The 23615-nt window shown below is 33.4% G+C and carries 17 protein-coding genes; 11 read left to right on the plus strand and 6 right to left on the minus strand.

Translation table 11 applies throughout. The features are described from left to right. Nucleotides 1–299: 299 nt before the first annotated feature. Nucleotides 300–941, plus strand: coding sequence for a DUF6266 family protein (locus tag ACWYN7_RS08385; protein WP_462859461.1), 642 nt, complete (start codon nt 300–302; stop codon nt 939–941). Between the two features lie 146 nt (nt 942–1087). On the opposite strand, the gene ACWYN7_RS08390 is transcribed toward ACWYN7_RS08385, so the two are convergent. The 3 genes from ACWYN7_RS08390 to ACWYN7_RS08400 form a co-directional block, all read right to left on the minus strand. Then, nucleotides 1088–1348, minus strand: a complete 261-nt coding sequence (locus ACWYN7_RS08390) for a helix-turn-helix domain-containing protein (protein ID WP_462859462.1) — start codon at nt 1346–1348, stop codon at nt 1088–1090. A 627-nt stretch (nt 1349–1975) separates the two neighbouring features. Further along, a complete protein-coding gene (locus ACWYN7_RS08395) occupies nt 1976–2890 on the minus strand; it encodes a bifunctional metallophosphatase/5'-nucleotidase (protein WP_462859463.1) in 915 nt (304 codons plus the stop codon). Continuing rightward, nucleotides 2890–3636, minus strand: coding sequence for a 5'-nucleotidase C-terminal domain-containing protein (locus tag ACWYN7_RS08400; RefSeq protein ID WP_462859464.1), 747 nt, complete (start codon nt 3634–3636; stop codon nt 2890–2892). Before ACWYN7_RS08400 ends, ACWYN7_RS08395 begins: the two co-directional genes overlap by 1 nt. Nucleotides 3637–3823: 187 nt before the next feature. On the opposite strand from ACWYN7_RS08400, the gene ACWYN7_RS08405 reads away from it, so the two are divergent. The 5 genes from ACWYN7_RS08405 to ACWYN7_RS08425 all read left to right on the plus strand — a co-directional run bounded on the left by ACWYN7_RS08405 (nt 3824) and on the right by ACWYN7_RS08425 (nt 15554). After that, nucleotides 3824–7639, plus strand: coding sequence for a two-component regulator propeller domain-containing protein (locus ACWYN7_RS08405; protein WP_462859465.1), 3816 nt, complete (start codon nt 3824–3826; stop codon nt 7637–7639). Nucleotides 7640–7816: 177 nt separating this feature from the next. Then, on the plus strand, nt 7817–10786 hold the full coding sequence (locus ACWYN7_RS08410; protein ID WP_462859466.1) for a SusC/RagA family TonB-linked outer membrane protein: 2970 nt from the start codon (nt 7817–7819) through the stop codon (nt 10784–10786). An 11-nt stretch (nt 10787–10797) separates the two neighbouring features. Continuing rightward, the gene (locus ACWYN7_RS08415; RefSeq protein WP_462859467.1) at nt 10798–12543 is read left to right on the plus strand and encodes a RagB/SusD family nutrient uptake outer membrane protein; all 1746 of its coding nucleotides are present in this window, start codon (nt 10798–10800) and stop codon (nt 12541–12543) included. Nucleotides 12544–12634: 91 nt separating this feature from the next. Beyond that, complete coding sequence (locus tag ACWYN7_RS08420; RefSeq protein WP_462859468.1) at nt 12635–13747, plus strand: alkaline phosphatase; 1113 nt, start codon at nt 12635–12637, stop codon at nt 13745–13747. A gap of 7 nt (nt 13748–13754) precedes the next feature. Next, complete coding sequence (locus ACWYN7_RS08425) at nt 13755–15554, plus strand: alkaline phosphatase (protein ID WP_462859469.1); 1800 nt, start codon at nt 13755–13757, stop codon at nt 15552–15554. 76 nt (nt 15555–15630) lie between these two features. Here the strand turns inward: ACWYN7_RS08425 and ACWYN7_RS08430 are convergent, their stop codons facing one another. Together ACWYN7_RS08430 and ACWYN7_RS08435 are read right to left on the minus strand one after the other, a co-directional pair. Next, a complete protein-coding gene (locus ACWYN7_RS08430; protein WP_462859470.1) occupies nt 15631–16638 on the minus strand; it encodes an LLM class flavin-dependent oxidoreductase in 1008 nt (335 codons plus the stop codon). A gap of 1155 nt (nt 16639–17793) precedes the next feature. Next, nucleotides 17794–19404 carry a hypothetical protein gene (locus ACWYN7_RS08435; RefSeq protein WP_462859471.1) on the minus strand — a complete coding sequence of 537 codons (1611 nt, stop codon included), beginning with the start codon at nt 19402–19404 and terminating at the stop codon, nt 17794–17796. Nucleotides 19405–20066: 662 nt separating this feature from the next. Here ACWYN7_RS08435 and ACWYN7_RS08440 point away from each other — a divergent pair. Further along, nucleotides 20067–20708: a DUF6266 family protein gene (locus ACWYN7_RS08440; protein WP_462859472.1), complete on the plus strand. Its 642-nt coding sequence runs from the start codon at nt 20067–20069 to the stop codon at nt 20706–20708. 139 nt (nt 20709–20847) lie between these two features. On the opposite strand, the gene ACWYN7_RS08445 is transcribed toward ACWYN7_RS08440, so the two are convergent. Then, nucleotides 20848–21132 (minus strand): helix-turn-helix domain-containing protein, encoded by a 285-nt coding sequence (locus ACWYN7_RS08445; RefSeq protein ID WP_462859473.1) that lies wholly within the window; start codon nt 21130–21132, stop codon nt 20848–20850. Between the two features lie 363 nt (nt 21133–21495). On the opposite strand from ACWYN7_RS08445, the gene ACWYN7_RS08450 reads away from it, so the two are divergent. From ACWYN7_RS08450 to ACWYN7_RS08465, 4 genes are all read left to right on the plus strand, one after another. Further along, nucleotides 21496–21951: an SMI1/KNR4 family protein gene (locus tag ACWYN7_RS08450; protein ID WP_462859474.1), complete on the plus strand. Its 456-nt coding sequence runs from the start codon at nt 21496–21498 to the stop codon at nt 21949–21951. 26 nt (nt 21952–21977) lie between these two features. Further along, nucleotides 21978–22253 carry a hypothetical protein gene (locus tag ACWYN7_RS08455; protein ID WP_462859475.1) on the plus strand — a complete coding sequence of 92 codons (276 nt, stop codon included), beginning with the start codon at nt 21978–21980 and terminating at the stop codon, nt 22251–22253. Nucleotides 22254–22429: 176 nt separating this feature from the next. Further along, nucleotides 22430–23059 (plus strand): AbiU2 domain-containing protein, encoded by a 630-nt coding sequence (locus ACWYN7_RS08460; protein ID WP_462859476.1) that lies wholly within the window; start codon nt 22430–22432, stop codon nt 23057–23059. Nucleotides 23060–23384: 325 nt separating this feature from the next. Next, the gene (locus tag ACWYN7_RS08465) at nt 23385–23615 is read left to right on the plus strand and encodes a hypothetical protein (RefSeq protein WP_462859477.1); all 231 of its coding nucleotides are present in this window, start codon (nt 23385–23387) and stop codon (nt 23613–23615) included.

The following is a 23615-nucleotide window of genomic DNA, read 5'->3' on the forward strand; positions in this document are numbered from 1 at the left end:
AGCATGCATTTTTGAAAAATACACCCTACCCTCACCCGAAGGAAACCCGAACAAGACTCGAACAAAACCCCCTAAAATCAAGAAAAGAGGGTCATTGAGGGTCATTCAAGGTCATACAGGGTCATTCAGGGTCATACAAGGTCATTGAGGGTCATTCAGGGTCATTGAAGGTCATTGAAGGTCATTGAGGGTCAATTCAGGTCAATCAAGGTCAATTCAGGTCAGTTGGGGTCATGTGCTTGGTTATTAGGAAAATAGCTTTTAGATTTGAAGCATATTAATCTTAAAACCATTCAATTATGGCAACATTCGAAAAAGGAATCCTAGGTGGATTCTCAGGAAAAGTAGGTAACGTAGTAGGCTCTCGATGGAGAGGGAAAAACATTATGCGTAGTTTACCCCAACGTGGTAACTATACCCCAAGTACCAAGCAAGAAGAACAGCGCGAAAAGTTTAAAAAAGTAATCTCTTTCTTAAGTCCTATTGTAGAGATCTTAAGTCAGTATTTTGGGAGTCCGCAAGGCGATAAATCGCGTTCTAATTTGGCAACCTCTTATCACCTTAAAAATGCAGTAGTTAGCACCCCGCAAGGTATGCTAATGGATTATGCAAAGGTGCTTATTAGCAAAGGAGATTTAAGAGGTTTAGATGGTGCAACCGTAGCCGCAGCTGCAGGGCGTTTGTTAAACCTAAATTGGCAAGATAACAGCGGCCAAGGTAAAGCTACCAACACAGATGCTTTAATGGCAGTAGTCTATGCACCCGATCTTAATTTATTTTATAGTGGTACAAACTTGGCTACTAGGGATGCCACGGCTGTAAGTATTACCTTACCCCCATTTATGTTAGGGTTCGAGGTAGAAGTTTGGGCATCCTTTTACAAACCAGACACCAATTTTGCAGCCAACAGTACCTATCTAGGCGCAGTAACTGTAGTGTAAAACTATAAACACATCACAGCTCATGTTAGCAACGGATAAGGATATGCGTGTTAGGTATTCATTCAATAATTATGATACACTAACACGCTTTTTCTATGTTGTTTTTCTTAAAAACAGCCCAAACAAGCGGTATAATTTAACTGTTTTTACTTTAATTTATTAAATGAATTTAAGGTCTTTTTAATCAATATTCTATTGATTAACTTTTTAGGATAAAAACGCATCTTACCTATTTTACTGCTCGGTATTACATCATTTTTTATCCAACGTTTAAGCGTACTTTCACTAATCTTAAAATACCCTAAAACATCTTCCATAGTTAGCCAGATTTCATTATTCATATCTTCGATAGTGTAACCAAAATAAGGCTGAGAATCTTCATTGTGGTTCTTTTTTTTCCTTGACATAGTTTTTGTTTTTTAGTTAATATATAGCCCTGAATTTGAGCAAATTGCCTTACAATATAATAATTTTTTATGAATTTGATAATTTCTGTATAAAAACAGGGGTTTTTCCTTAGTGCATTTGATGGGTGTTGTTTAGGTGGGTTTTTGAGGTTAGGTGGTTAGATGGTTAGAAGTTTAATGTTAAATAAAAAGACTGCTTACTGCATACTGCTTACTGCCAACTAGAGTTTAGAGGTTTAGATGGTTAGATGGTTAGAAGTTTAATGTTAAATAAAAAGACTGCTTACTGCCAACTAGAGTTTAGAGGTTTAGATGGTTAGATGTTTGGTGTTAAATAAATAGACTGCATACTGCACACTGCATACTGCATACTAAAGTTCTGAGTGATGAGTGATGAGTTGCGCTTTTGAAAATAGAATACAACTGCAAACTGCCTACTGCCTACTGCCTACTGCCTACTGCATACTGCATACTAAAGTTCTGAGTGATGAGTTGGTTCTTCTAAAATAGAATACAACTGCAAACTGCTTACTGCAAACTGCCTACTTCCTACTGCCTACTGCCTACTGCCTACAGCCTACAGCCTAAAGCCTAAAGCCTAAAGCCTATTAAATTGCTAAAATAAAATTACACCAATATCGTAGCACCTTTAGATGATTTCTCGTTATTTTCATCAAAATAGAAATCGATTCTTCCTAAGTTTAAACCATAAGCACCCACTTGATTGATTAATGTATTTTTACCTTCACTGTTTTTTACAATGGTTGGTTTTGGTAAAAAGGTATGGGTATGCCCCCCAATAATTAAATCGATGTTTTTGGTGGCTTTTGCCAAGTTTAAATCAGAGATTTTATTCGGATTGTTTTTGTAATAATACCCTAAATGCGATAAACAGATTATTAAATCGCATTGTTCTTTATTTTTAAGTTGATCTGTAATGTCTTGTGTAACGGTTAAAGGATCTAAATAGGCAGTTTCTTTGTACATCTTTTTGTTTACCAAGCCTTCCAATTCTATTCCTAATCCGAAGATTCCGATTTTAATGCCCTCTTTTACCATAATTTTATAAGGCTTTACGTGGGTGTCTAAAACAGTATTCTTAAAATCGTAATTGGCAGACACAAAATCGAACTTTGCATGGGGCAATTGTTTGTACAAACCTTCTATGGAATTGTCAAAATCGTGATTTCCGATGGTAGCTACATCATACTTTAGCATGCTCATTAGTTTAAACTCCAACTCACCACCAAAATAATTAAAATACGGAGTTCCCTGAAAAATATCGCCAGCATCTAACAATAAGGTATTGCTGTTTTCTTGTCTTATTTGCTGAATTAAGGTCGCTCTTCTGGCTACTCCTCCTCTATTCGGATTTCTACTATGATTGGCACTAAAAGGTTCTATATGACTGTGTGTATCATTGGTATGTAAAATGGTAATATGCTTTTGCTTTTTTGCTATCATTGAGGGGAAAACCAAACCACCAGCCAATGCGAATGTAGAAACAGCTCCTGTACGTTTTATAAAATCTCTTCTTTTCATTATTGTAGTTTTATGCGGTTATCAATGGCTGTTTGTAAAGTATCTACTTTTTTAAAATAATCGATAATAGCATCTCTCATTTTATAGTCTAAAACGGTTAATTTAACAGGGTCTTTAAAAAAGTTCATTCTATCTCCACCTCCTTGTAAATAGTCTGTGGTTAAAACCGTGTAGTTTTTATTGGTATCAAAAGGAGTTCCGTTTATTTTTAACGCATAAGCATCATCACTAATGGTTAAATTGATGTTTTTAGACAAAGGATGTGCAGCTTTGGTTTTTATAAAATAGTGTAGTAACTCCTCCATTTTAGCGCCACTAAGCGTAACTGCCACCAATTCGTTTTCAAAAGGCATTACTTTAAAGGCATGTTCTTTGGTAACCACCCCTTGAGGGATGATGGCACGAATTCCGCCAGAATTAAATAGGGCAAAATCGATATTGGTATTAGTTGTTTTCTGATACACAGGGTTTGCCATTTCCATACACAAATCTGCCAACAAATTCCCCAATACACTTTGTTTGTTCCTATTTTCTTTGGTTAGCACTATAGGTGTAAAAGTTAAAGGTTCTTTCATGTCTCCAGTAAGTTCTTCTTTATATGGATGAATCAACGAATTAATCTCTTTAGAAGCTGTAATACTAGTGTCTATTGCAATGTTTTTTGCAGTTATTTTAGTAAGGTTTTGATGCTCTTTTTTACAAGAAGACAACAACACCAAAACACATAGAAAATGAATATATTTCATAAATGATGTAATTTGCCCGAAAGCTAGTAATTTATCAATAAAAACAACTGTTAATTTTTATAAAATATCTTTCACGTTGTTTGGTTGACTATTTTAAAAATCACCACAAATACTTACCCATAACTTAACGCTTAATTCACATTAAATTCATCTAGTTGTAGTATGCTTGTAGATTTAAATAATCACTATGGCAAGAGCAAGTTTAATCGCTTTTTTTATACTATTCCAAACTTTAGGACAAGAGATTAAATTCGAGAATTTCTCCGTAAACAACGGACTCTCTAATAATTCAGTTAGAGATATAGAAAATGATGTAAATGGAGGTTTGTGGATTGCCACTTGGGATGGTTTAAATTATTTTGATGGGTATCGATTTACTGTTTTTAAAAATGATATTGATGATAAAAATACCATTGCAGGTAATTTTATATCAAAAATTAAACGCGATGCCAAACACCGTATTTGGATTATTACAGAAGATGCAAAAATCAGCAGATATATTGGCAATAAGCAATTTAAAAACTACACCTTTAAAGAAAAACCCAAAGACATTGCCATTTCTACAAATGGAAATGCGTTGGTGTGCACTGCTTTTACTTGTTATGAGTTTATTGATGGTCAATTTCAAAAAACAAAACAACATATTGATGAGCAGGACAATGTTGGTTTAAAAAATATCCTTCTCAACCAATATCCACACCTTTATATTAATGATGTTTTAAGAGATAAAAAAGGAAATATTTGGTATGCCACACGTAAAAATGGTTTGTTTATTATTAAAAATAAACTCGACAAAGCCAATACCTATCACATCGAAAATTACCTAAAAGACCCTTATTCTTCTACTAGTTTTCATAGCAATGAGGTAGAAACTTTACACGAAGATCTTTTTGGCAATATTTGGTTGGGCGCAAAAGATGGTGGCATTTGTATGGCCTATTCTAATTCTGATAAAATTCTTTCTGTAGCACCTCATCCTTTAGAATCTCCCAACATTCCGAACGAAACATTACGTGCCATTACCAAAGATGCAAAAGGCAAACTTTGGCTGGGTTATTATACAAAAGGACTGTATTCTTACAATGCTTTGTCTAAAAATTATAAAAAATTCACCATTAAAGAAGCCCTAACACAACCAGATTGGAAACGCATTCGTTCTTTGTTTACAGCATCTGATGGTACAGTTTGGGCAGGCACCTATGCTGGTATTATTAGAATAGACAAAAACGGCAATTATGCGTTGTACAATGCAAATACAATTCATCATTTTCCGAATAACAGAAATTATTCCATTTTCGAAGACAGCAATAAACAATTATGGATTGCTTGTTGGGGAGGCGTGGCCAAGTTTAATTTAAAAACCAATCAGTTTGAAGCGTTTAAGGGGCAAGAGGCATTAAACCAATACCATATTAGAGATTTAAAATTTGTAGACCAAGAGTTGATTCTAGCCACTGAGAATAATGGTTTGCAACTCTTAGATGTTAAAAAAGGACAACTGCAAAAAGTAGAAGTACAAAAAGGCCTTTCTAATTTCCACAGTCAAGAAAAAAGTAGTACAACAAACAATAAAAAGATAAAATTAATTGATTTAAAAAACGGCGAATTACAAAGTATCAATACCCATAAAGGAATTTTAAGCAACAGTATTTATGCGGTTTATAAGGATAAAAAAACAGGTTATTATTGGATTGCCTCTTTAGGCGGATTAAGCATTTATGATAAAGAGAAAGGAATTATTAAAAACATCACAGAAAAAGAGGGTTTACCCAGTCAGTTGGTGTACGGAATTCTAAGTAATAAAGATGAGGTTTGGATAAGTACCACCAAAGGAATTGCCCTAATCAATAAAAATAACTTTTTGGTGAAAGCCTTTTATCCTAAAGGAGGATGGCAGGTATCCGAATTTTCGGAAGGTGCTTATTATCAAGATGCAAAAGGCGATTTGTATTTTGGTGGTATTAACGGTTTAAACTACTTTAATCCGAATAACATTCAGTTTAACACAGCCAAAGCAAAGCTGAAGTTGTTGGTAGACTATAATGAGAATTTTGCCTCAACTATTGTAAAAAATCACAACCATAATCATATTGATATTGATTTGGTGCCCATTCGATTTCCGATAAAAGTAGAAAAAAACATTTACTATAAACTAGAAAATCATGACAGCCAATGGATTTTATTAAACGTAAATAACGAAATCAGTTACAGCAATTTAGTGCCTGGAGACTATCAATTTTTAGTAAAAGAAGGTAAAAACTCACCCGCCAAACGCTTGTTTTCTTTACAAATTAAAAAGCCTTTTTATAAAACATTTGTTTTTTACCTCTTAGTATCTGCCTTAATTTTAATTACAGCCATTATTGCCTTATACCTAAAAAACAAAGCGAGTATTGCACAAAAACAACGCCTAGAACATAAAATTGCGGCTCGTACTAAAGTGATCGAGAACCAGAAAAAAGATTTGCAACAAATCAATAGCAAATTAGATGAAAAAAATAAAGAGATCTTGCATCAAAAAGAAAAGTTGTTAGAATTGCACAACAACCTTAAAAATGAAGATTTCGAAATCGAGAAATTCAAAACCTTTGTATTATCGGAATTCCAAGAACCCATTTCTAACATCATTAAAAAAGCCAATGGGTTAACCGAAAATACCGACAATAAGAAAAACATTCTTCAGGAATCTAATAAATTGATTACCCTAATATCTGAGTGGAATTACCTAAGCCATATTAAAGACATTGGCCCTGTAAAAACAACTGCCATTCACTTATACCCTATTTTAAAAAACAGCATTCACAAACTAGAAAAGTCTTTGCACCACAATAAAGTCGATTTTAATTTTAATATAGACACGAGCATTCAATGGGTAGAAATAGATGTTTTGCGTTTTCGATTACTGCTGCAATATTTGTTTAATGATATTAGCAAATATTCAGATACAGGCAGCCAATTAGAGGTAAACATCTCTTGTAAAAGTTCGAATGTAATCGTAGCCATTAAGGCGAACAGCAGCCTTTTGATTAACAATTGGTATAGCGTTTTGCATTACAGCCCTTATTTTAAAGCTTTGCAAACTGTATTGATCGATTTAAAAGGAGAATTTATCAATTACAATTTAAAATCTAAATTTAAAATTGCGCTACAAGTACCTATTACGCGTATCGATCCTCATGATAAGCAAATAGAAACCATATCTTGGAAACACTTTAATGCACAAGAAAACCTATCAAAGGATAAGAAAAATGTCTTAATTTTTAGTGATGAAGAGAATTTTGCCACTGCCCATCAAATCTTAGCTCAAAATGAGTATAATCTAATTTTTGAAAATTCAGCCAGTAATTTAAACTCAGCCACCAAACAAATTCCCATTCAGATTATCGTTTTATATCAAGTCACTTTTTCTAAAGAACTCTTATATTTTATCAACCATTCAGATGAAATCCAAAGAAAAAGAATTCCGATGATTTACATCTCCGAAGATATTAATTACGAATTAAGAGAACAGTCTATCGAATTTGGTATTGATACTTTGGTACAGCTACCTGCTAGCGAATCTTTTATTCAGAAAAAGATGGAATCACTCATCAACAAAAAACATATTTCTACAGAAGAGAATCAATTTCAGCAAAAGATATTCGACATTTTAACAGACCAAGACCACCTGTTTACAGCCAATGACAAACTGTTAAAAAAGAGTCTAGAAATCATTAAAAAAGAAATTCATAATCCTGCTTTTAATGTAGAAATGTTGGTGGATTTGTTAGATATTTCTAGAGTAAAATGCTATCGTTTGTTTAAAGAACGTTTAAAGCAATCGCCTTCTGATGTTATCATGTCTTTACGATTGCAAAAAGCAGAGGCGTTATTAAAAACCAAGAAACTAAACATCTCAGAAATTAGTTTTGAGTGCGGTTATAACGATCCGAAATACTTTGCCAAAACTTTTAAAAAGCATTTTGGCAAAAGTCCTAAAGAATTTAAACAACAATTTGTATAGGTCTGCTGTTAATACAGGATTTTCTTAATGTTAGAGAATTGTTACTGTAACAAAAGAACACCCAATCTGTTTCTTTTTTATACCAATTTGAACGTTTTTTCCACCTTACAGAAACCAAATTACCCCATCAGCTTTTAGGGGCAAATTACTTTTATACCAATCAAAAACTTAAATTAAATGAACAAATTTTATCTATTATTAATACTTGCTATAGGATGCCTATCTTATACAAATGCGCAAGTACAAGTATCAGGAAACGTAGTTTCGGATACTGAAGGAGTACCAATACCAAATGTTTCTGTGGCTTTAAAAGGAAGTCTTAACAAAGGAACAACCACAGATTTTGATGGTAATTTTGTAATGAAACTTAATGATGAAAAAGGTGTTTTAATTTTTTCATATTTAGGGTATCAAACAAAAGAAGTTCCGTATGCTGGTAACCAAACTTTAAAAGTAATCTTAAATGAAGAAGAAAATGCTTTAGAAGAAGTGGTTATTGTGGGGTATGGTTCTCAAAAAAGATCGGATGTAACAGGAGCCATTTCTTCTGTAAAAAGCGAAGACTTTAACCAAGGAGTTGTAGCCAATGCAGGGCAATTATTACAAGGTAAAGTGGCAGGTGTAAATGTTTCTTCTGCAAGTGGTGAGCCTGGTGCTTCGCAAGATGTAATTATTAGAGGTGTGGGTAGTTTACGTTCGGGTACTACTCCTTTGTATATTGTTGATGGTTTTGCCTTAGACAATTCTGGCAATGGAGTGGCTACAAATCCGTTAAACTTTATCAATCCTCAAGATATCGAAAGTATCGAAGTTTTAAAAGATGCTTCTTCTGCTGCCATTTATGGTTCAAGAGCTGCAAATGGGGTAATTGTAATTACTACTAAAAAAGGAAAAAAGGGAAAAACGAAAATCAATTTAACCTTATCTAACGGTTTTTCTACACTAGCAAATAAAGTAGACGTTTTTTCTGCGGATGAATTTAGAACCAACGTAAATGCTGTTAACGGAACTTTGGTTGATGGTGGTGCAAATACGGATTGGCAAGACGAATTAACCAGAACTGCAATTTCTAAAAACATCAACTTTTCGATGAGTGGTGGTACAGAAAATTCTTCTTATGCAGCTTCTTTAGGGGTAGATGATCAAGAAGGGATTTTAAGAAATAGCAATTTAAAACGATATTCAGGGCGTTTAAACTTAACACAAAAAGCTATTGACGATAAATTAAAGGTAACTTTTAATTTAACAGCCACTAAATTAGACAATACCAGACCAAACTCAAGGTCTGTGGTGGGTAATATGCTAAGCTTAAACCCTACTGATGCGCCTTATGTTAATGGAGTGTTACAAGGGAATTTAAGTAACGATGTTTTAAATCCTTTTATCGCAGAAACCATTTATGGAGATTATACTAACAACAACCGTATTTTGGCGAATATTTCTCCTTCGTATGAAATTATAAAAGGGTTAACTTACAAACTAAATGTAGGGGTAGATTATTCTATTACAGAAAGAGATGTACAGTATATGCCTTATGCTACAGAAACCAATACCACTTTGGGTAGCGTAAATACAGCCACTACAAAAAACAGTAACACACTTGTAGAAAACACGTTAAACTATAATTTATATACAGATTCAAGTAGTTTTACCTTTCTATTAGGACACTCGTATCAGCAAACAGAAGTTAGTCAAAAGCAATTTTACTTAGAGGGTTTTCCAGATAATGGTGTAGAACCAAGATATCAATTAGAAACTGCCAATCAGCAAACTACACAGTCTGCTTATGCCACAAAAAACGAGTTACAGTCTTTCTTTGGTAGGGTAAATTATACGTATAACGATAAGTATTTGGTAACTGCAACAATGCGTGCAGATGGTTCTTCTAAATTTGGAGCAAACAATAGATATGGATATTTTCCTTCTGTGGCTTTAGGATGGAACATCAGCAAAGAAAGTTTCTTAGCAGACTCAGATCAGATCAACAACTTAAAATTAAGAGCAAGTTGGGGACAAACAGGTAGCCAAGAAATTCCTTCTAAAATTACACAAGCAAGTTATACAGAAAGTAATACTGAGAATGATACTTATCCTTTAGATACGGCTGCAACCGATTTAAGTGGTTATCCTTATGGTTCTATTTTTACGCGTTTGGCAAATCCTGATATTCAGTGGGAAGTATCAACACAAACCAATATAGGTGTAGATTTCGGTTTGTTTGGTAACAAATTAACGGGTACTGTAGATTATTTTCACAAAGTAACCGACAATATTTTATTAGAGGTAGCTCCTACAGATCCTATTGTGCCTGTTTCTAGTTATTGGACCAACATCCCAAATATGGAAATTAAAAACAATGGTGTAGAAATTGCTTTAGATTACAACAACTATGTAAGTGATGATTTTTCTTATAACATTGGTGGTAATATTTCAATCACTAACAACGAAGTAAACAACTCGCCTTACCAAATTTTAACAACTGGTGCTGCACAAGGTTCAGGACAAACAGGTGCTACCATTAACGGTGTTTTAAATGGCGAATCTATTGGAGCTTTCTATATTCAAGAGTTTACAGGTATTGGTGCAGATGGCTTAAATCAGTTTGCAGATGCAAATAACGATGGTGAAATCTTAGATGATGATCGTAGAGTAGCTGGTAATGCGTTGCCTGATTATATTTATGCATTCTACCTAAACTTTAACTACAAGAATTTCGATTTAGGCTTAAACTTTAATGGTGCTGGCGGACATAAAATTTACAATCACGTTGCCATGTCTTCTTTTAACAAAGGAAATTTAGCCAACTCTTTTAATACTACAGATAGAGCTGTTGAATTTTTAAATGAATCTGCAACCAACTCTAATTTAGTTTCTACACGTTATTTAGAGAATGGAGATTTCTTACGATTAAACAATGCCACTTTAGGTTACAATTTCGATTTAGCCAAAATAGGTCTTGCAGAAAGCATTAAAAACCTTCGTGTATCAGTAACAGGTCAGAATTTATTTGTGATTACTGATTATAGTGGATTCGATCCAGAAATCAATACAGGTAGTGCCATTGGGGGTATTCAAACTTTTGGTATCGATTATTTCAGTTACCCAAAAAGTAGAACACTTCTTTTAAGCTTAAATGTAGAATTTTAATAAAGACAACAATGAAAAATAGAATAAAAAGTATCGTATTTGCCATCAGCATAGCATGTATCTATAGCTGTAGCGATTTAAAAGAAGAAGTTTTAGACGAGTCTTTAACAGGTAGTGGACAAGCTGAAGCCATTAGTGGTGCCATTGCTCCTGCTTACGGACAGGTTTCTTGGACATGGAGACACACCAATTACTATGGTTTGCAATTGATACCAAGTGACGAAGCCATTTTACCTTACAGAGGTGGAACAGATTGGTACGATGGAGGTAAGTTTTTAGCAGCGCACACCCACTCTATTACGCCTACAAACGATTTGGTAAAAAGTGCATGGACACAATTAACCATCAATATTTCTAGAACGGTAACTGCTATAGAGGTGTTAAGACCAATGGCAGAAGCTGGTAACACAGAAGCTGAAGGGGCTTTGCACGAAATGATTGCGTTAAGAGCTTATCTAAACATGTTAACTTTAGATAGTTGGGGTATTGCCTTTAAAAAGGAATCTTCGAATGTAGATTCAGAAATTTTAAGAACACAAGAGGCTATCGATTATATAGAAAGCGAATTGTTATCGGTTGTAGATGTTATCAATACCAACAAAGGCCCTGGAAGAATGACACAAGCTGCGGTTTATGGATTCTTAGCTAGATTGCACTTAAATGCTGCTGTGTATAGAGATCCTTATGGTACTCCAAACTTTACTTCAGAAGATTTAGATAAGGTAATTGCGTACACAGACAACATCATCAACTCTGGTCAGTTTTCTTTATCTCCAGAATATTTCGATTTATTTAATGATGATAATAATAGCAACCCTGAATTGATATTTGCTTTAGATCAACGTGGTGTTTTAAAAAGAGAACACAGTCGTTGGGCGTATTGGTCTATCCCTGGTTCTATGTTTCCAAGACCAGAACATACAAGTGCTGATGGTACAGATGGCCCAGCGATTACTTCAGATTTTTACCAAACTTGGGTAACCGCTTATGGTAGTGTAGATCCTGCAGATGCAGATCCAAGATTTTTACAAAAAAACACCCAAGAAGTTGCCAATAGTGTATCAGATCTTACAGGACTTTCTCCTTTAAATGACGAGGACAACTATTACTGTGTAGCTGCAGAAGACTTCGAAATTGATAGAGGTATTTTAAGAGGTGTGCCTTGGGCTGCTCGTAAAGATGAAAATGGTGCTTTTTATACTTGCGATGATGGATACAGAATTTATCCTGTAAAACAAATCAAAGGAAATGGTACTGATAAAAATGTAGCTTATGTAAACCTTACCGAAACTGTAGATTTTACCAACGAAGGTAGAGCACACCATACTGGATTTCGTGTGTCTAAATATCAATTCAGCCATACGTCACCAAACGGAAACAATTTTAGTAGTGTAGATTTGGTGTTAATGCGTTATGCAGAAATTTATATGATGCGTGCAGAGGCAAAATTAAGAAAAGGTGATGCTGCTGCTGCTTTAGCAGATGTAAATACGGTAAAAACAGCTAGATCTGCTCGTGAGCCAATGCCAACTGCTTTATCAAGTATCGATATTGATGTGTTATACAGAGAATTAGGTTTTGAGTTTTACTGGGAAGGTTTGCGTAGAACCAACCAAATCCGTTTTGGTCATTACGAAGATTCTTGGACAGAAAAAACAGATACTGATGTAAACCACAGGTTATTTCCAATTCCGCAGGTAGCCATAGATGGCGCCTCTAATACTCCTGGTTATATAGAACAAAACAAAGGTTATTAGCATTTTTTTGTTTATTGCTTGGGGAGCCCTTCTTTTATAGAAGGCTCCCTTTTTTAACCTTATCTTTAAAAACATACAATTTTATTTTAGCATGAATACTAGTACAAAAAGCATATTACTGAGTTTGTTAGCCTTTTACTTTATGGGCTGCGAAAACAAATCAGCAAAAAACACTTCAGAACATCCGTTAAATATTATTTTAATGATTGGTGATGGAATGGGTGTTGCACAAATTTCAACCGCTTTTTATTTTGGCGAAGACCATCCGAATTTTGAACAATTTCAAGAGATTGGTTTTATCAAAACCCAAAGCAGCAGTCATACCATTACAGATTCTGCAGCAGGTGCCACTGCGTTTGCATCCGGACAAAAAACCTACAAAAGAGCCATTGGCGTTTCTAAAGACAGTTTGCCAATTCCGTCTATTATAGAACATTTACAAGATAAAGGTTATCAATCGGGTTTGGTTAGTTTAACACCAATTACCCACGCTACGCCTGCCGCATTTTATGCTCATGTAAAAGACCGTGATTTGCACGAAGATATTGCCTTAGATTTGGTAAATGCTGATATCGATTTTTTTGCAGGTGGTGGCTTAAAATACATCAACAAAAGAACAGATCAACAGGATTTGTATGCAGCCTTACAAGCTAAAAACTACCAACTAGATACAATGGGGTTGTCTAAATACAACAGCAATAAGAAAAACGGTTATCTATTGGCTCAAGAAGGTTTGCCATCGAAAACTCAAGGTAGAAAAAACTTTTTGCAAGAGGCTACACAACTTGGTTTAGACTATTTTACCGAAAAAGACAAACCATTCTTTTTAATGGTAGAGGGTTCTTATATAGATTGGGGAGGCCATGCTATGGATGCTGAATTGTTAAAACAAGAAGTTATCGATTTTGATAAAACTTTAGGCGTGGTTTTAAAATACATTAAAAAACATCCAAATACCTTATTGGTAGTTACTGCAGATCACGAAACTGGTGGAGTTAGCATTGGCAAATCTTATGTAATTGATGAAGCTACTGGCGAAAAATACGAAGAAATAGATCAAGTGGCCATCAATTTTAATAACGATCAGCACAGTGGTAGTTTAATTCCTGTTTTTGCCAAAGGAAAAGGCGCTGAAAACTTTAAAGGGATTTATGAAAACAATGAAATCTATCATAAAATACTGAAAGCCATAGAAGATAACTAAAAATACTATGAAACAAAACCTAAAAATATTAATTGCTATAATTAGCGTTTGTTTTGGCCTTAAACACCAAGCAATAGCACAGAAAAATTATTGTATTCATTCGCATAACGATTACAAACAATTGGTGCCCTTTTGGAATGCTTTTGCCAACGGAGCCACTTCTTTTGAAGCGGATATCTTTTTAAAAAACAATCAATTGTATGTGGCACATGAAACCAAAGAAATAGCCACTTCTAAAACCTTAGAGGCTTTATATTTACAACCGATAGCAACAGCAATTGAACGCAAATACCTAAGGGATAAAAAAATCATCCTTTTGGTTGATATTAAATCCGAAGCCAAAGCTACTTTACATCAATTGGTTAAGACATTAAAAGCGCATCCTGCCATCATCAACAATAAAAACATACAAATTATTATTTCTGGGAACCGACCTAAAGCTGAGGAATATGTAAAGTATCCTGATTTTATTTATTTCGATTATCAAGAATTAGGTACAGCTGTTGCCTCAGAAATTTGGACGAAAATCGGAATGGTGAGTTTGAATTTTAAACGTTTTTCTGAGTGGAATGGTAAAGGAAGATTAACGCATCCGGATGAAAAAAGAATTGCAGCCATTTTAAAAAAGGCAAAGAAAACCAACAAACCTTTCCGTTTTTGGGCAAGTCCTGATTCTAAAAAAGCATGGAGAACTTTATCGGAAATGGGTGTAGATATCATAAATACAGATCATCCTTATAAATGTGTGTCTTATTTTAAATCTTTATCCAAAAGAGTGGTTATTTCTAACAGCTTTTCTGAGGTGTATCAACCTTCATTTAAAACAGATCAGAAAGATTTACCCGTAAAAAACATCATTTTACTTATTGGAGATGGTAATGGTTTGGCGCAAATTTCTGCTACTACCTTAATGAACAAAGGGCAATTGTCTTTAACCCAGTTGAAAAGTATTGGTTTTATCAAAACCCAAGCTGCAGACGATTTTACTACGGATTCTGCTGCTGCTGGTACAGCCTTGGCTACTGGTGTAAAAACCAACAACAGGGCTATTGGTACAGATGCAGCTTTACAACCTATTGAAAACATCACCGAAATTTTAAGCAAACAAGGATATTCTACAGCTTGTATTAGCACCGATAACATATTAGGGGCAACTCCTGCTTCTTTTTATGCCCATGCCATAGACAGGTCTGATGACCCTAAAATTGCCAACGATTTAATACACAGTAATCTTACTCTTTTTATGGGTGGTGGCGCTGCTGCTTTTAAAGATTCTAATATTCAAAATCACTTTAACATTTTATCATCCATAAGCGATTTAGAAAATGCTACGAATGATAAAGTGGGTGTATTTCTATCAGAACATGGCATCAAATCGATTAAGGATGGTAGAGGCAATATGCTAGCAGAAGCTACCAAAACCGGATTGGAATTTTTAAAGAAAAAAGAAAAGCCATTCTTTATAATGATTGAGGCTGCCAAAATAGATCATGCAGGGCATTCTAATGATACTGCTGGTATTTTAGCGGAATCTATAGATTTTGACAAAGCCATTACAGAAGCCTTACTATTTGCAGACAATAACCCAGAAACCTTAGTGATTATTACTGCAGATCACGAAACTTCTGGATTTAGCTTACCTCAAGGAAATGTAAAAACCCACGAATTAGAAGGCTATTTTGCTTCTTACGATCACTCAGCCATTATGGTACCTATTTTTGCTTACGGTGCACAATCCAACGAATTTCAAGGAGTCTATGAAAATAACGAAGTCTTTCATAAAATTCTAAAAGTATTGCAAAAATAACAACGAATTCCCCCCTGTTTTATGTAAAGAATCCCAAGCGAAAGTTTGGGGTTTCTTAATTATAAAAGTGTCTATTTTAAGCGTTCAGTTCGTCCATAATCTCAGCAAATAATTGATAGGATTTTATTCTATCGTTATTATCATAAATATTGGTCACTGCAATCAGTTCATCTGCTTGGGTATAGGTTAAAAACTCTTTTACTTGTGCTTTTACTGTGTCTTTGCTGCCAATAAAAGAGTATTTTAACATTTGATGCACTTGTGGATTGTTGAGCACTTCTTTGTAGTAATTGCTCATTTCAGTTGGTGGCTGAACTGCTCTTCTTTTGCCTGTAAAAAGCCCTACAATTAACTGAATTAAAGAGGTTGATAATCGTTCTGCTTCTTCATCTGTATCTGCTACAATCACATTAACCCCAGCCATAACATAGGGTTTTTGTAAGGCTGCTGAAGGCTGAAACTCTTCTCTGTAAATTTTTAATGCACTACCTAAATAGGCAGTAGCAAAATGACTGGCAAAGGCATAAGGTAGGCCTTTTTTAGCTGCCAAATGTGCACTATCTGTACTCGATCCTAAAATATATAGAGGTACATCTGCACCTTCTGCCACTGTTGCTCTTACTTTTGCAGTGCTGTTATCAACAGAAAAATATTGCTGTATTTTTTCTACTTCTCTCGGAAAATCTTGTGCTGCTTCCATAAAGTCAGAACGAATGGCTACTGCTGTTTCTCTGTCTGTTCCTGGTGCTCTTCCTAAACCCAAATCGATTCGGTTTGGATGCAAAGCTGCCAGTGTTCCGAATTGTTCTGCAATAATTAAAGGGGAATGGTTGGGTAACATAATTCCACCAGAACCAATTCTAATGCTGTTAGTCCCTTGGGCAGCATAACCAATTAAAACGGAAGTGGCACTAGACCCAATGTTTTCTGAATTGTGATGCTCTGCCAACCAATATCGTGTATAGCCGAATTTTTCAGCACTTTGTGCCAATGCCAATACATTGCTAAAGGTTTCAGATAAAGTAGTATTTTCTGATACCAAAGCCAGATCTAAAATGGAATATAAGGTGTTTTGTGATTTCATAAAGTATAATCCTAAACGTAACAACTGTAATGGGTTACTTTTTTTGCAAAGGCAAAGGTACACAACCTTATGGGGTATTTGTTCTAACAAATTGTTAATTCCTAACTTTGTTGAAGAGGTAAAAGCAATGGTATTGTGTTTTTTTTTAGAAGGTATGGCATAGAACTACCATTTGGTTATATTCATAGAAACAAAAAAAAAGAGCACATTACTTTTTACGGCAATGCACTCTAACGATTCAATTCCCCAATTGAAATAGTTTCCATTTTCCCCACTATTTAAGTTCTACTTCGTTTTTATATGCTTCTTATTTATCTAATGATGTTTAAGAATACTCAAAAGTAGTTTTTTTGTAAAAGTTGTATAGGCTATAATAGATATATAGCAATGAAGTGTCTATAAATTGAAGTTTTATATAGATGAACAATATTCTATTTATAATTTGTTATTTCGACCTTGTGGAGAAATCTCATCAAAACGTGTAAAATACACTAGTTCTCGATACTAATTTTCCTCATTGCAATCGTAAAATTCACTCGAACTGACAATGGTTAAATTAACCACATAGATGCAGAGGGAACATAGTTTTTGGTGAAAAGTTCTTGAAGTTTGTTATGTTTTTCAACCATCAAACTGACAGCTTGTTCTTGTCATTTCGACCTTGTGGAGAAATCTTATCATAACATATCAAAACCACTAGTTTTTGATACTAATTTTACGCTTTACAATCGTAAAATTCACTCGAAGGGACAGTATTTAGGTTGACCACATAGATACAGAGGGAACATAGTTTTTAAGATTTGTTTATCATTAAACTGATGTCATGTTGTTGTCATTTCGACCTTGTGGAGAAATCTCATCAAAATATATCAAAACCACTAGTTCTCGATACTAATTTTCCTCATTACAATCGTAAAATTCACTCGAAGGGACAGTACTTTTATTAAACACATAGAAACAGAGAGAATATAGTTTTTTAAGTTTACCAACCATAAAACTGACAGCGTGTTGTTGTCATTTCGACCTTGTGGAGAAATCTTATTAAAACAAAGCAAATACAATAGCAAGAACTACTATCATATTTGCTTTTATAATATCTAATGATTACTTTTTTATTGAAGTGTTTCTGTTTTACAACAAAAAAACTAAACAAAATTACTTGTTAATATTGTAAAGCTTTAGAGGGATTCCAACTCGTATTCTAGCCACAAAATAATCTTTTGCATCACCGCTATATAAAGCATTATCAAAGCCAACATCGATACCAAAAGTTAGCCCAGTATTACCGTCTTTATCGGGTTTTCTAAAAATAGGCCCTAATAGAATTGAATAATTTTTTTCGTAAAATGTTTTCTCTGGTTTTTTAATTTTATACCTATGTGTTAGCCCTAAATTTAAACCAAATATTTTCTTTTTCCCAAAATAATAAGCTGAGTAAAAATTGAAAGATCCATATTGTAAATTGTGTGTAATAGCATTAAAATCGCCAAGGACAATAGGTTCAGAGTCTTTTCCTTCATCATCTGTAATGTAATATATATTGTTATCATCTTTAGTAGAAACCGTTGGTGTACCGTGTATGAGATTACTAGTTAAAAAAGACCCTGAATTGTATTGCAAGCCCCATTGCATATAAAAAGCACTTCTTAAATTATTTCTAGTGTAATTATAATTGAATGATAAAATTGTTTTTAATTTATTAATGCCTTTTTTTTCGATGTCTAACGCTGCAAAATCATCTTTAATATTACTATCAATATTTTTAGATGCATCAGAAAAACTATAGGAATCGTTATTAAAGGATGCATTTACATCAAACCAATGAAAAGAATAACCTGTATTTTTTATGTTTTTTTTATCAAATACCGCAGCTACATTTTTTATTATCTTACCTAATTCTGTTGATTCGTTAGACCAAAATTTATCCATTAAAAATTCAATAATTTTATCATTATTTTTGTTTTCTAATTTAGAATATTGGTTAAATCTAAGGTGTTTTATTCTATTATCATTTGCATCCAATTGAAGCGTATTTATTAGCTCTTCTGTTTTCGGAATATTTCTTTCTATATTTTTAAAAAAAGTTTCTTGTTTTTTTAAATCTTTATAATATTTCGCAAGTTTTTCTTGCTGTACACTATCGTATTTAATAGCATCAGTTTTCATTGCATCTAACAGATCTGTGTATTTTTTTCGTAGATCTATATATTTTTTTAGAGTAAAGTTTTCTGTAATATCAGTGGCAATGCTATCTGTTACAAATACCTCTCTCTTAATTTTATGATATTTAAATTTAGATTTATCTACATTAGAATAACTAGAACCTGCAAATTTGAAGATTAGACCAATACTAATCCCTACACTACTTTTCCATTCATTTCTCGAATATAAATTAAATATGCTACCACTACCTGTGCTATTGATACCTGATTTTAAATAATATTGATGTTCGGCATTATCCTTAAGCAAAAAATTACTACTAATAGAAAGTGTTGTTTTCTCTTTATTTTGCGTATAACCGAAAGCAGAAGCATTATCTACTAAATCTGAATTACCAAATATTACTTGGTTAAAGGCTTGGGTTAATCGTTCATTTTGCAATTCTGGCTGCACAATCCATTTGTTTGTATTAGTTTCATTTGCTGCTCTATAATTATCGCTTATAATCTTTAATCTTTCTTGAAATTGGTTTTTCTTTTTAGCTGTATCTTGGGTATAGCTGTTAAAAAAAGATGCAACAAAAAGTAATGTGATTAGTTTTTTCATGATTAGTTTAAGTTTGATGGAAAGTTACGCTTTACAAGTTAGTTATAATATCCTTACAAATAGGTATTAAATTGTATTGACAAAAAAGCTTTTTAAGGTTCCTTATACATTAGTCTTGTTTTGTCATTTCGACCTTGTGGAGAAATCTTATCATAATATGTCAAAACCACTAGTTCTCGATACTAATTTTCCTCATTGCAATCGTAAAATTCACTCGAAGGGACAATACTCCTATTCAACCACATAGACACATAGGGAACATCGTTTTTTTGTAGAAAGTTTGTAAAGTTTGCCAACAAACGGTAGAAATCTAATACCAAAATCCCACTTCTCTACTAGTTTGCTTCGGGTTTGCTTCGGGGTTTGTTCGGAAAAGCATGCATTTTTGAAAAATACACCCTACCCTCACCCGAAGGAAACCCGAACAAGACTCGAACAAAACCCTATAGAATTAAGGGTAATGTTCACCAGAAGTTGCTGAGGTGTTGTAGGTAACCTACTTGTGTTCTGATGTGTTATGGTGTGTTATGGTGTTTTATTAGCATTCAATAAAAGGGAACTCCCACTTGTTTGTGCTAGCTTGTGCTAATTACTAACAAGGGTTTGTTTACTAGATGTTTAGCCCTTAGTTTTACCGCATATTAACTAAAAAACATTTCATTATGGCAACATTTGAAAAAGGAATCCTAGGTGGATTTTCTGGAAAAGTAGGCAACGTAGTCGGTTCTCGATGGAGAGGAAAAAACATTATGCGCAGTTTGCCTCAGCGTGGTACGTACACGCCAACTAGCAGACAAGAGCTGCAACGCGAAAAATTTAAAACCGTTATTGGCTTTTTGAGTCCGATTACGGACATCTTAAGTGCGTACTTTGGGAGTCCGCAAGGCGATAAATCGCGTGCTAATTTGGCAACGTCTTATCACCTTAAAAATGCGGTAGTCGCTACAACACAAGGTATGGTAATGGATTATGACAAGGTATTGATTAGCAAAGGCGATTTAAGAGGTTTGGATGGCGCTAGTGCTGCTGCAGCTGCTGGGCGGATTGTAAACCTAAACTGGCTAGACAACAGCGGCCAGGGTAAGGCAACTGCTACAGATGTTTTAATGGCTGTGGTGTATGCACCCGACTTGGGTTTGTTTTACAGCGACACGGCTATTGCTACTAGAGATGCTAGCACTGCTAGTATTACTTTACCGCAGTTTATGCTGGGGTTTGAGGTAGCAATTTGGGCTTCTTTTTACAAAGACGGCACCAATTACGCGGCTACCAGTAGCTATTTAGGCCTCTTAACTGTGGTGTAAATCTGTTGATGAAATAGAGGCGATTGCCAAAAGGCATCTCATCTATAGTAAAAGCGCATTAGATTCTAAACATTTGTTTGTTTAGGCTAATGCGCTTTTTTAATGGATCTGCAAGTATTGCGTTATGCAGTTTAACGGTTTATTGATTGTCTTCTAAAGCGTCGTTGTTTAAAGATTGTTGTGCAAGTGGTAACAAGATTTTGTTGAGCAACATTTTAGGAAACATAGGTGTATTACCAATTTTTAAGCTTGGTATCATTCGTTTTTTACGCAATTCGTAAATTTTAGATCGGCTAATTTTTAAATAGGCCATTAAACCTTCTGTAGTTAGCCAATCTTCATTTTTTAGCATGTTGCTGTCAAATTCTATCTCTTTGTGTTCTGATACAGGTTGTTTGCTTTTGTTTTTTTTTGGTTTTTTCATAGTTTTATGTTTTTAGTTAATGAAATTGCAATGTGAATTGCGCTGCAATTTAGTTAAAATTTTATAAATATCATAATCCTAGGGTTTTGTATTGATTTTTACACAATAAATTAAGGGTTTTTCCTGATTATTTGTATCGATAGGTATTTAAATTTTGAGTATACCCAACTACTAACCTTTTAGCCAATGGCATCTACCTAACACAAAAGGGTTTAAAAAATTTGCTATTATTTTAGAAAATGATATATTTAACAAAAAAATTGTAAAAATAACTTTAACTACTTGTTGGCATAGTTCTTCTATATAGATATATAAACTGATGATAGTTGAGTGTATAAACAAGTTGTACACAATTAACCTGAAATGACATTTGAAGAAATAAAAAAGAAATATTCTGAACGAGAACCAGCGTTTCCGAAAAATTTGCCTGCACCAAATGAAAAGGATTTGAATGAATTAATTGAAAAATTTAATTGTAAGTTTTCAAAATCATTTGTTGAGTTTCAACTCAAATATTGTAAAGAAATTCCAATTGGAGATTTCGCCTTTGAAGGATTTGGTTTTGCTAATAAAGAACTTGAGCCTTATATGAATTTGGAAGAAGTCTTAAAAGATTATGCAGAATTAGAATTTCCTGAATATCTAACACCTTTTAAACAAGAAAATGGAGACTTTTGGTGTTTTGACAATAGAAATTCTGAATCTGAATTTCCTGTTGTTATTTTTGACCATAACTCAAATCGAATTGAATCTGACCCTAATTATAACTGGAAAAATTTTATAGATTGGATTGACAAAACGATGGAAGATGAATATTAAAAATTATACTTTATGAAATTTTGAAAATGGAAACTATACACAAAATAGACAATGAATTTATTTCAATTTGTCAAGAAATTTTAAATGAAAATCTTGACTTAAAAGAATGGAATTTAATTGAGAGTTGCGACCAATTTCAGACTGAAAAATATTGTGGTGGATTTGACGGAACAGAGAATGAATTTACTTTTAGTTATTTTAATAGAAACAGGGAAGAATTTTGGTTTCAAGTTTCATTATCAGATATTGAAAGAATAAAAAAAGGAATAATTACAGAAGTTAATATTAGAAAGGCGGAATAAAAAACTGTGTACAACAAGATATATAATTTATTGCTTGCTTTTTTCTTACTTACGAAAATCCTCGCGGATTTTCTTTGTCAGTAATTATTTACTAAATTAGTTGCTTAAAACACACAACAAACCATATATAAACACGTTATGTGCAATACAAAAAACATCGTTTTAATAAATAAAATATGAGTAAAAAAGAAGAATTTGAGGAAGAACTAAAACGAATAAAAAATATTTATTTTTCTGCTCAAGAAACATTTTTGATTAATAAAGAACTTTATAAAAATAATGATTCAAAAAATTATGAAAGCTCTTTAAAAAATACAGACCTTTTTTTCTACTTCTGCAAAATATATTTTTGGAGAAATACTGTTTTGGAACTTTCTAAACTATTTAATAATAAAAAAAACGAGAAGTTTAATATTATAAAATTTATATCTAAACTTAAACCTACTGGATATTTTAAGTCATTAAATTTTGATGAACAATTTTTAGATTCTATCTTGAATAGAATAAAAACCAATCAGCATTTGATTGATAATTTAACAGAGCAGAGAGATAAAGTCTATGCTCACGAAGACAGAGACAACGAGAACGTTAAAAATTTGGTAAGTCATAGCGAAACAGAAAAACTTTTAGATATAGTGAAAGATTTGATTAAAGAGTTATTTCAGGTGCATTTCGAATCATCATTGCAATTTGATATGATAGCTTCGCCAGCTACGAGTCTGAAGAATATAATCGAAAAGTTATGTAAAATGAATGTCATTGAGGAAAAAGAAAGGACTGAATTCTTTAAGAAAATGACGGAATAGTGCTGCATAAAACAAGTTGTATAATTCATTGCTAGTCCTAACCTACTTGGAAATAACTTCGGAATTTCCTCTGGTTTGTTTTTGTTTACTAATTTAATTGGTTAAACCATCAACGAAATCATACACAAACATGTTGTACACAAGCTGAAAAAAAAACCAACGCAAAAACAGCACATTCATTTTTTTGTGCCAACGAGAAAAACCAACGCTCTAAAAAATAAAAGAGCTGTTTCTTAGCCTTTGCATTCAAATTAGAACACTATATTTAATATTATGTAGTATATATTTTTATATTTGCTACTACAAATTAATGAATATCTAAAATATGGATAATTCTGAAAAGAAAGAAGACCGGTTTAAACGAGTAGCTTCAAGGCGTGTGGAAAACATTCTTAAGGGAATACGTAGTCTTTCCAAATGCTCGAACATTAATAATTACGAGTATAATGAAGAAGATTTAAATAAAATGGTCAAAGCGATTAAAGAAGAACTAAAAACAATGGAGATTCAATACAAAAAGAACCTCAAAAACAATACTGAATCTTTTAACTTTTAA

Source organism: Polaribacter sp. M10 (genome assembly GCF_054968445.1).

Excerpts from the sequence above, each read along its gene's own strand:
- ACWYN7_RS08385 (WP_462859461.1), top strand. The coding sequence starts at position 300 with ATGGCAACATTCGAAAAAGGAATCCTAGGTGGATTCTCAGGAAAAGTA.
- ACWYN7_RS08390 (WP_462859462.1), bottom strand. The coding sequence starts at position 1,348 with ATGTCAAGGAAAAAAAAGAACCACAATGAAGATTCTCAGCCTTATTTT.
- ACWYN7_RS08395 (WP_462859463.1), bottom strand. The coding sequence starts at position 2,890 with ATGAAAAGAAGAGATTTTATAAAACGTACAGGAGCTGTTTCTACATTC.
- ACWYN7_RS08400 (WP_462859464.1), bottom strand. The coding sequence starts at position 3,636 with ATGAAATATATTCATTTTCTATGTGTTTTGGTGTTGTTGTCTTCTTGT.
- ACWYN7_RS08405 (WP_462859465.1), top strand. The coding sequence starts at position 3,824 with ATGGCAAGAGCAAGTTTAATCGCTTTTTTTATACTATTCCAAACTTTA.
- ACWYN7_RS08410 (WP_462859466.1), top strand. The coding sequence starts at position 7,817 with ATGAACAAATTTTATCTATTATTAATACTTGCTATAGGATGCCTATCT.
- ACWYN7_RS08415 (WP_462859467.1), top strand. The coding sequence starts at position 10,798 with ATGAAAAATAGAATAAAAAGTATCGTATTTGCCATCAGCATAGCATGT.
- ACWYN7_RS08420 (WP_462859468.1), top strand. The coding sequence starts at position 12,635 with ATGAATACTAGTACAAAAAGCATATTACTGAGTTTGTTAGCCTTTTAC.
- ACWYN7_RS08425 (WP_462859469.1), top strand. The coding sequence starts at position 13,755 with ATGAAACAAAACCTAAAAATATTAATTGCTATAATTAGCGTTTGTTTT.
- ACWYN7_RS08430 (WP_462859470.1), bottom strand. The coding sequence starts at position 16,638 with ATGAAATCACAAAACACCTTATATTCCATTTTAGATCTGGCTTTGGTA.
- ACWYN7_RS08435 (WP_462859471.1), bottom strand. The coding sequence starts at position 19,404 with ATGAAAAAACTAATCACATTACTTTTTGTTGCATCTTTTTTTAACAGC.
- ACWYN7_RS08440 (WP_462859472.1), top strand. The coding sequence starts at position 20,067 with ATGGCAACATTTGAAAAAGGAATCCTAGGTGGATTTTCTGGAAAAGTA.
- ACWYN7_RS08445 (WP_462859473.1), bottom strand. The coding sequence starts at position 21,132 with ATGAAAAAACCAAAAAAAAACAAAAGCAAACAACCTGTATCAGAACAC.
- ACWYN7_RS08450 (WP_462859474.1), top strand. The coding sequence starts at position 21,496 with ATGACATTTGAAGAAATAAAAAAGAAATATTCTGAACGAGAACCAGCG.
- ACWYN7_RS08455 (WP_462859475.1), top strand. The coding sequence starts at position 21,978 with ATGGAAACTATACACAAAATAGACAATGAATTTATTTCAATTTGTCAA.
- ACWYN7_RS08460 (WP_462859476.1), top strand. The coding sequence starts at position 22,430 with ATGAGTAAAAAAGAAGAATTTGAGGAAGAACTAAAACGAATAAAAAAT.
- ACWYN7_RS08465 (WP_462859477.1), top strand. The coding sequence starts at position 23,385 with ATGGATAATTCTGAAAAGAAAGAAGACCGGTTTAAACGAGTAGCTTCA.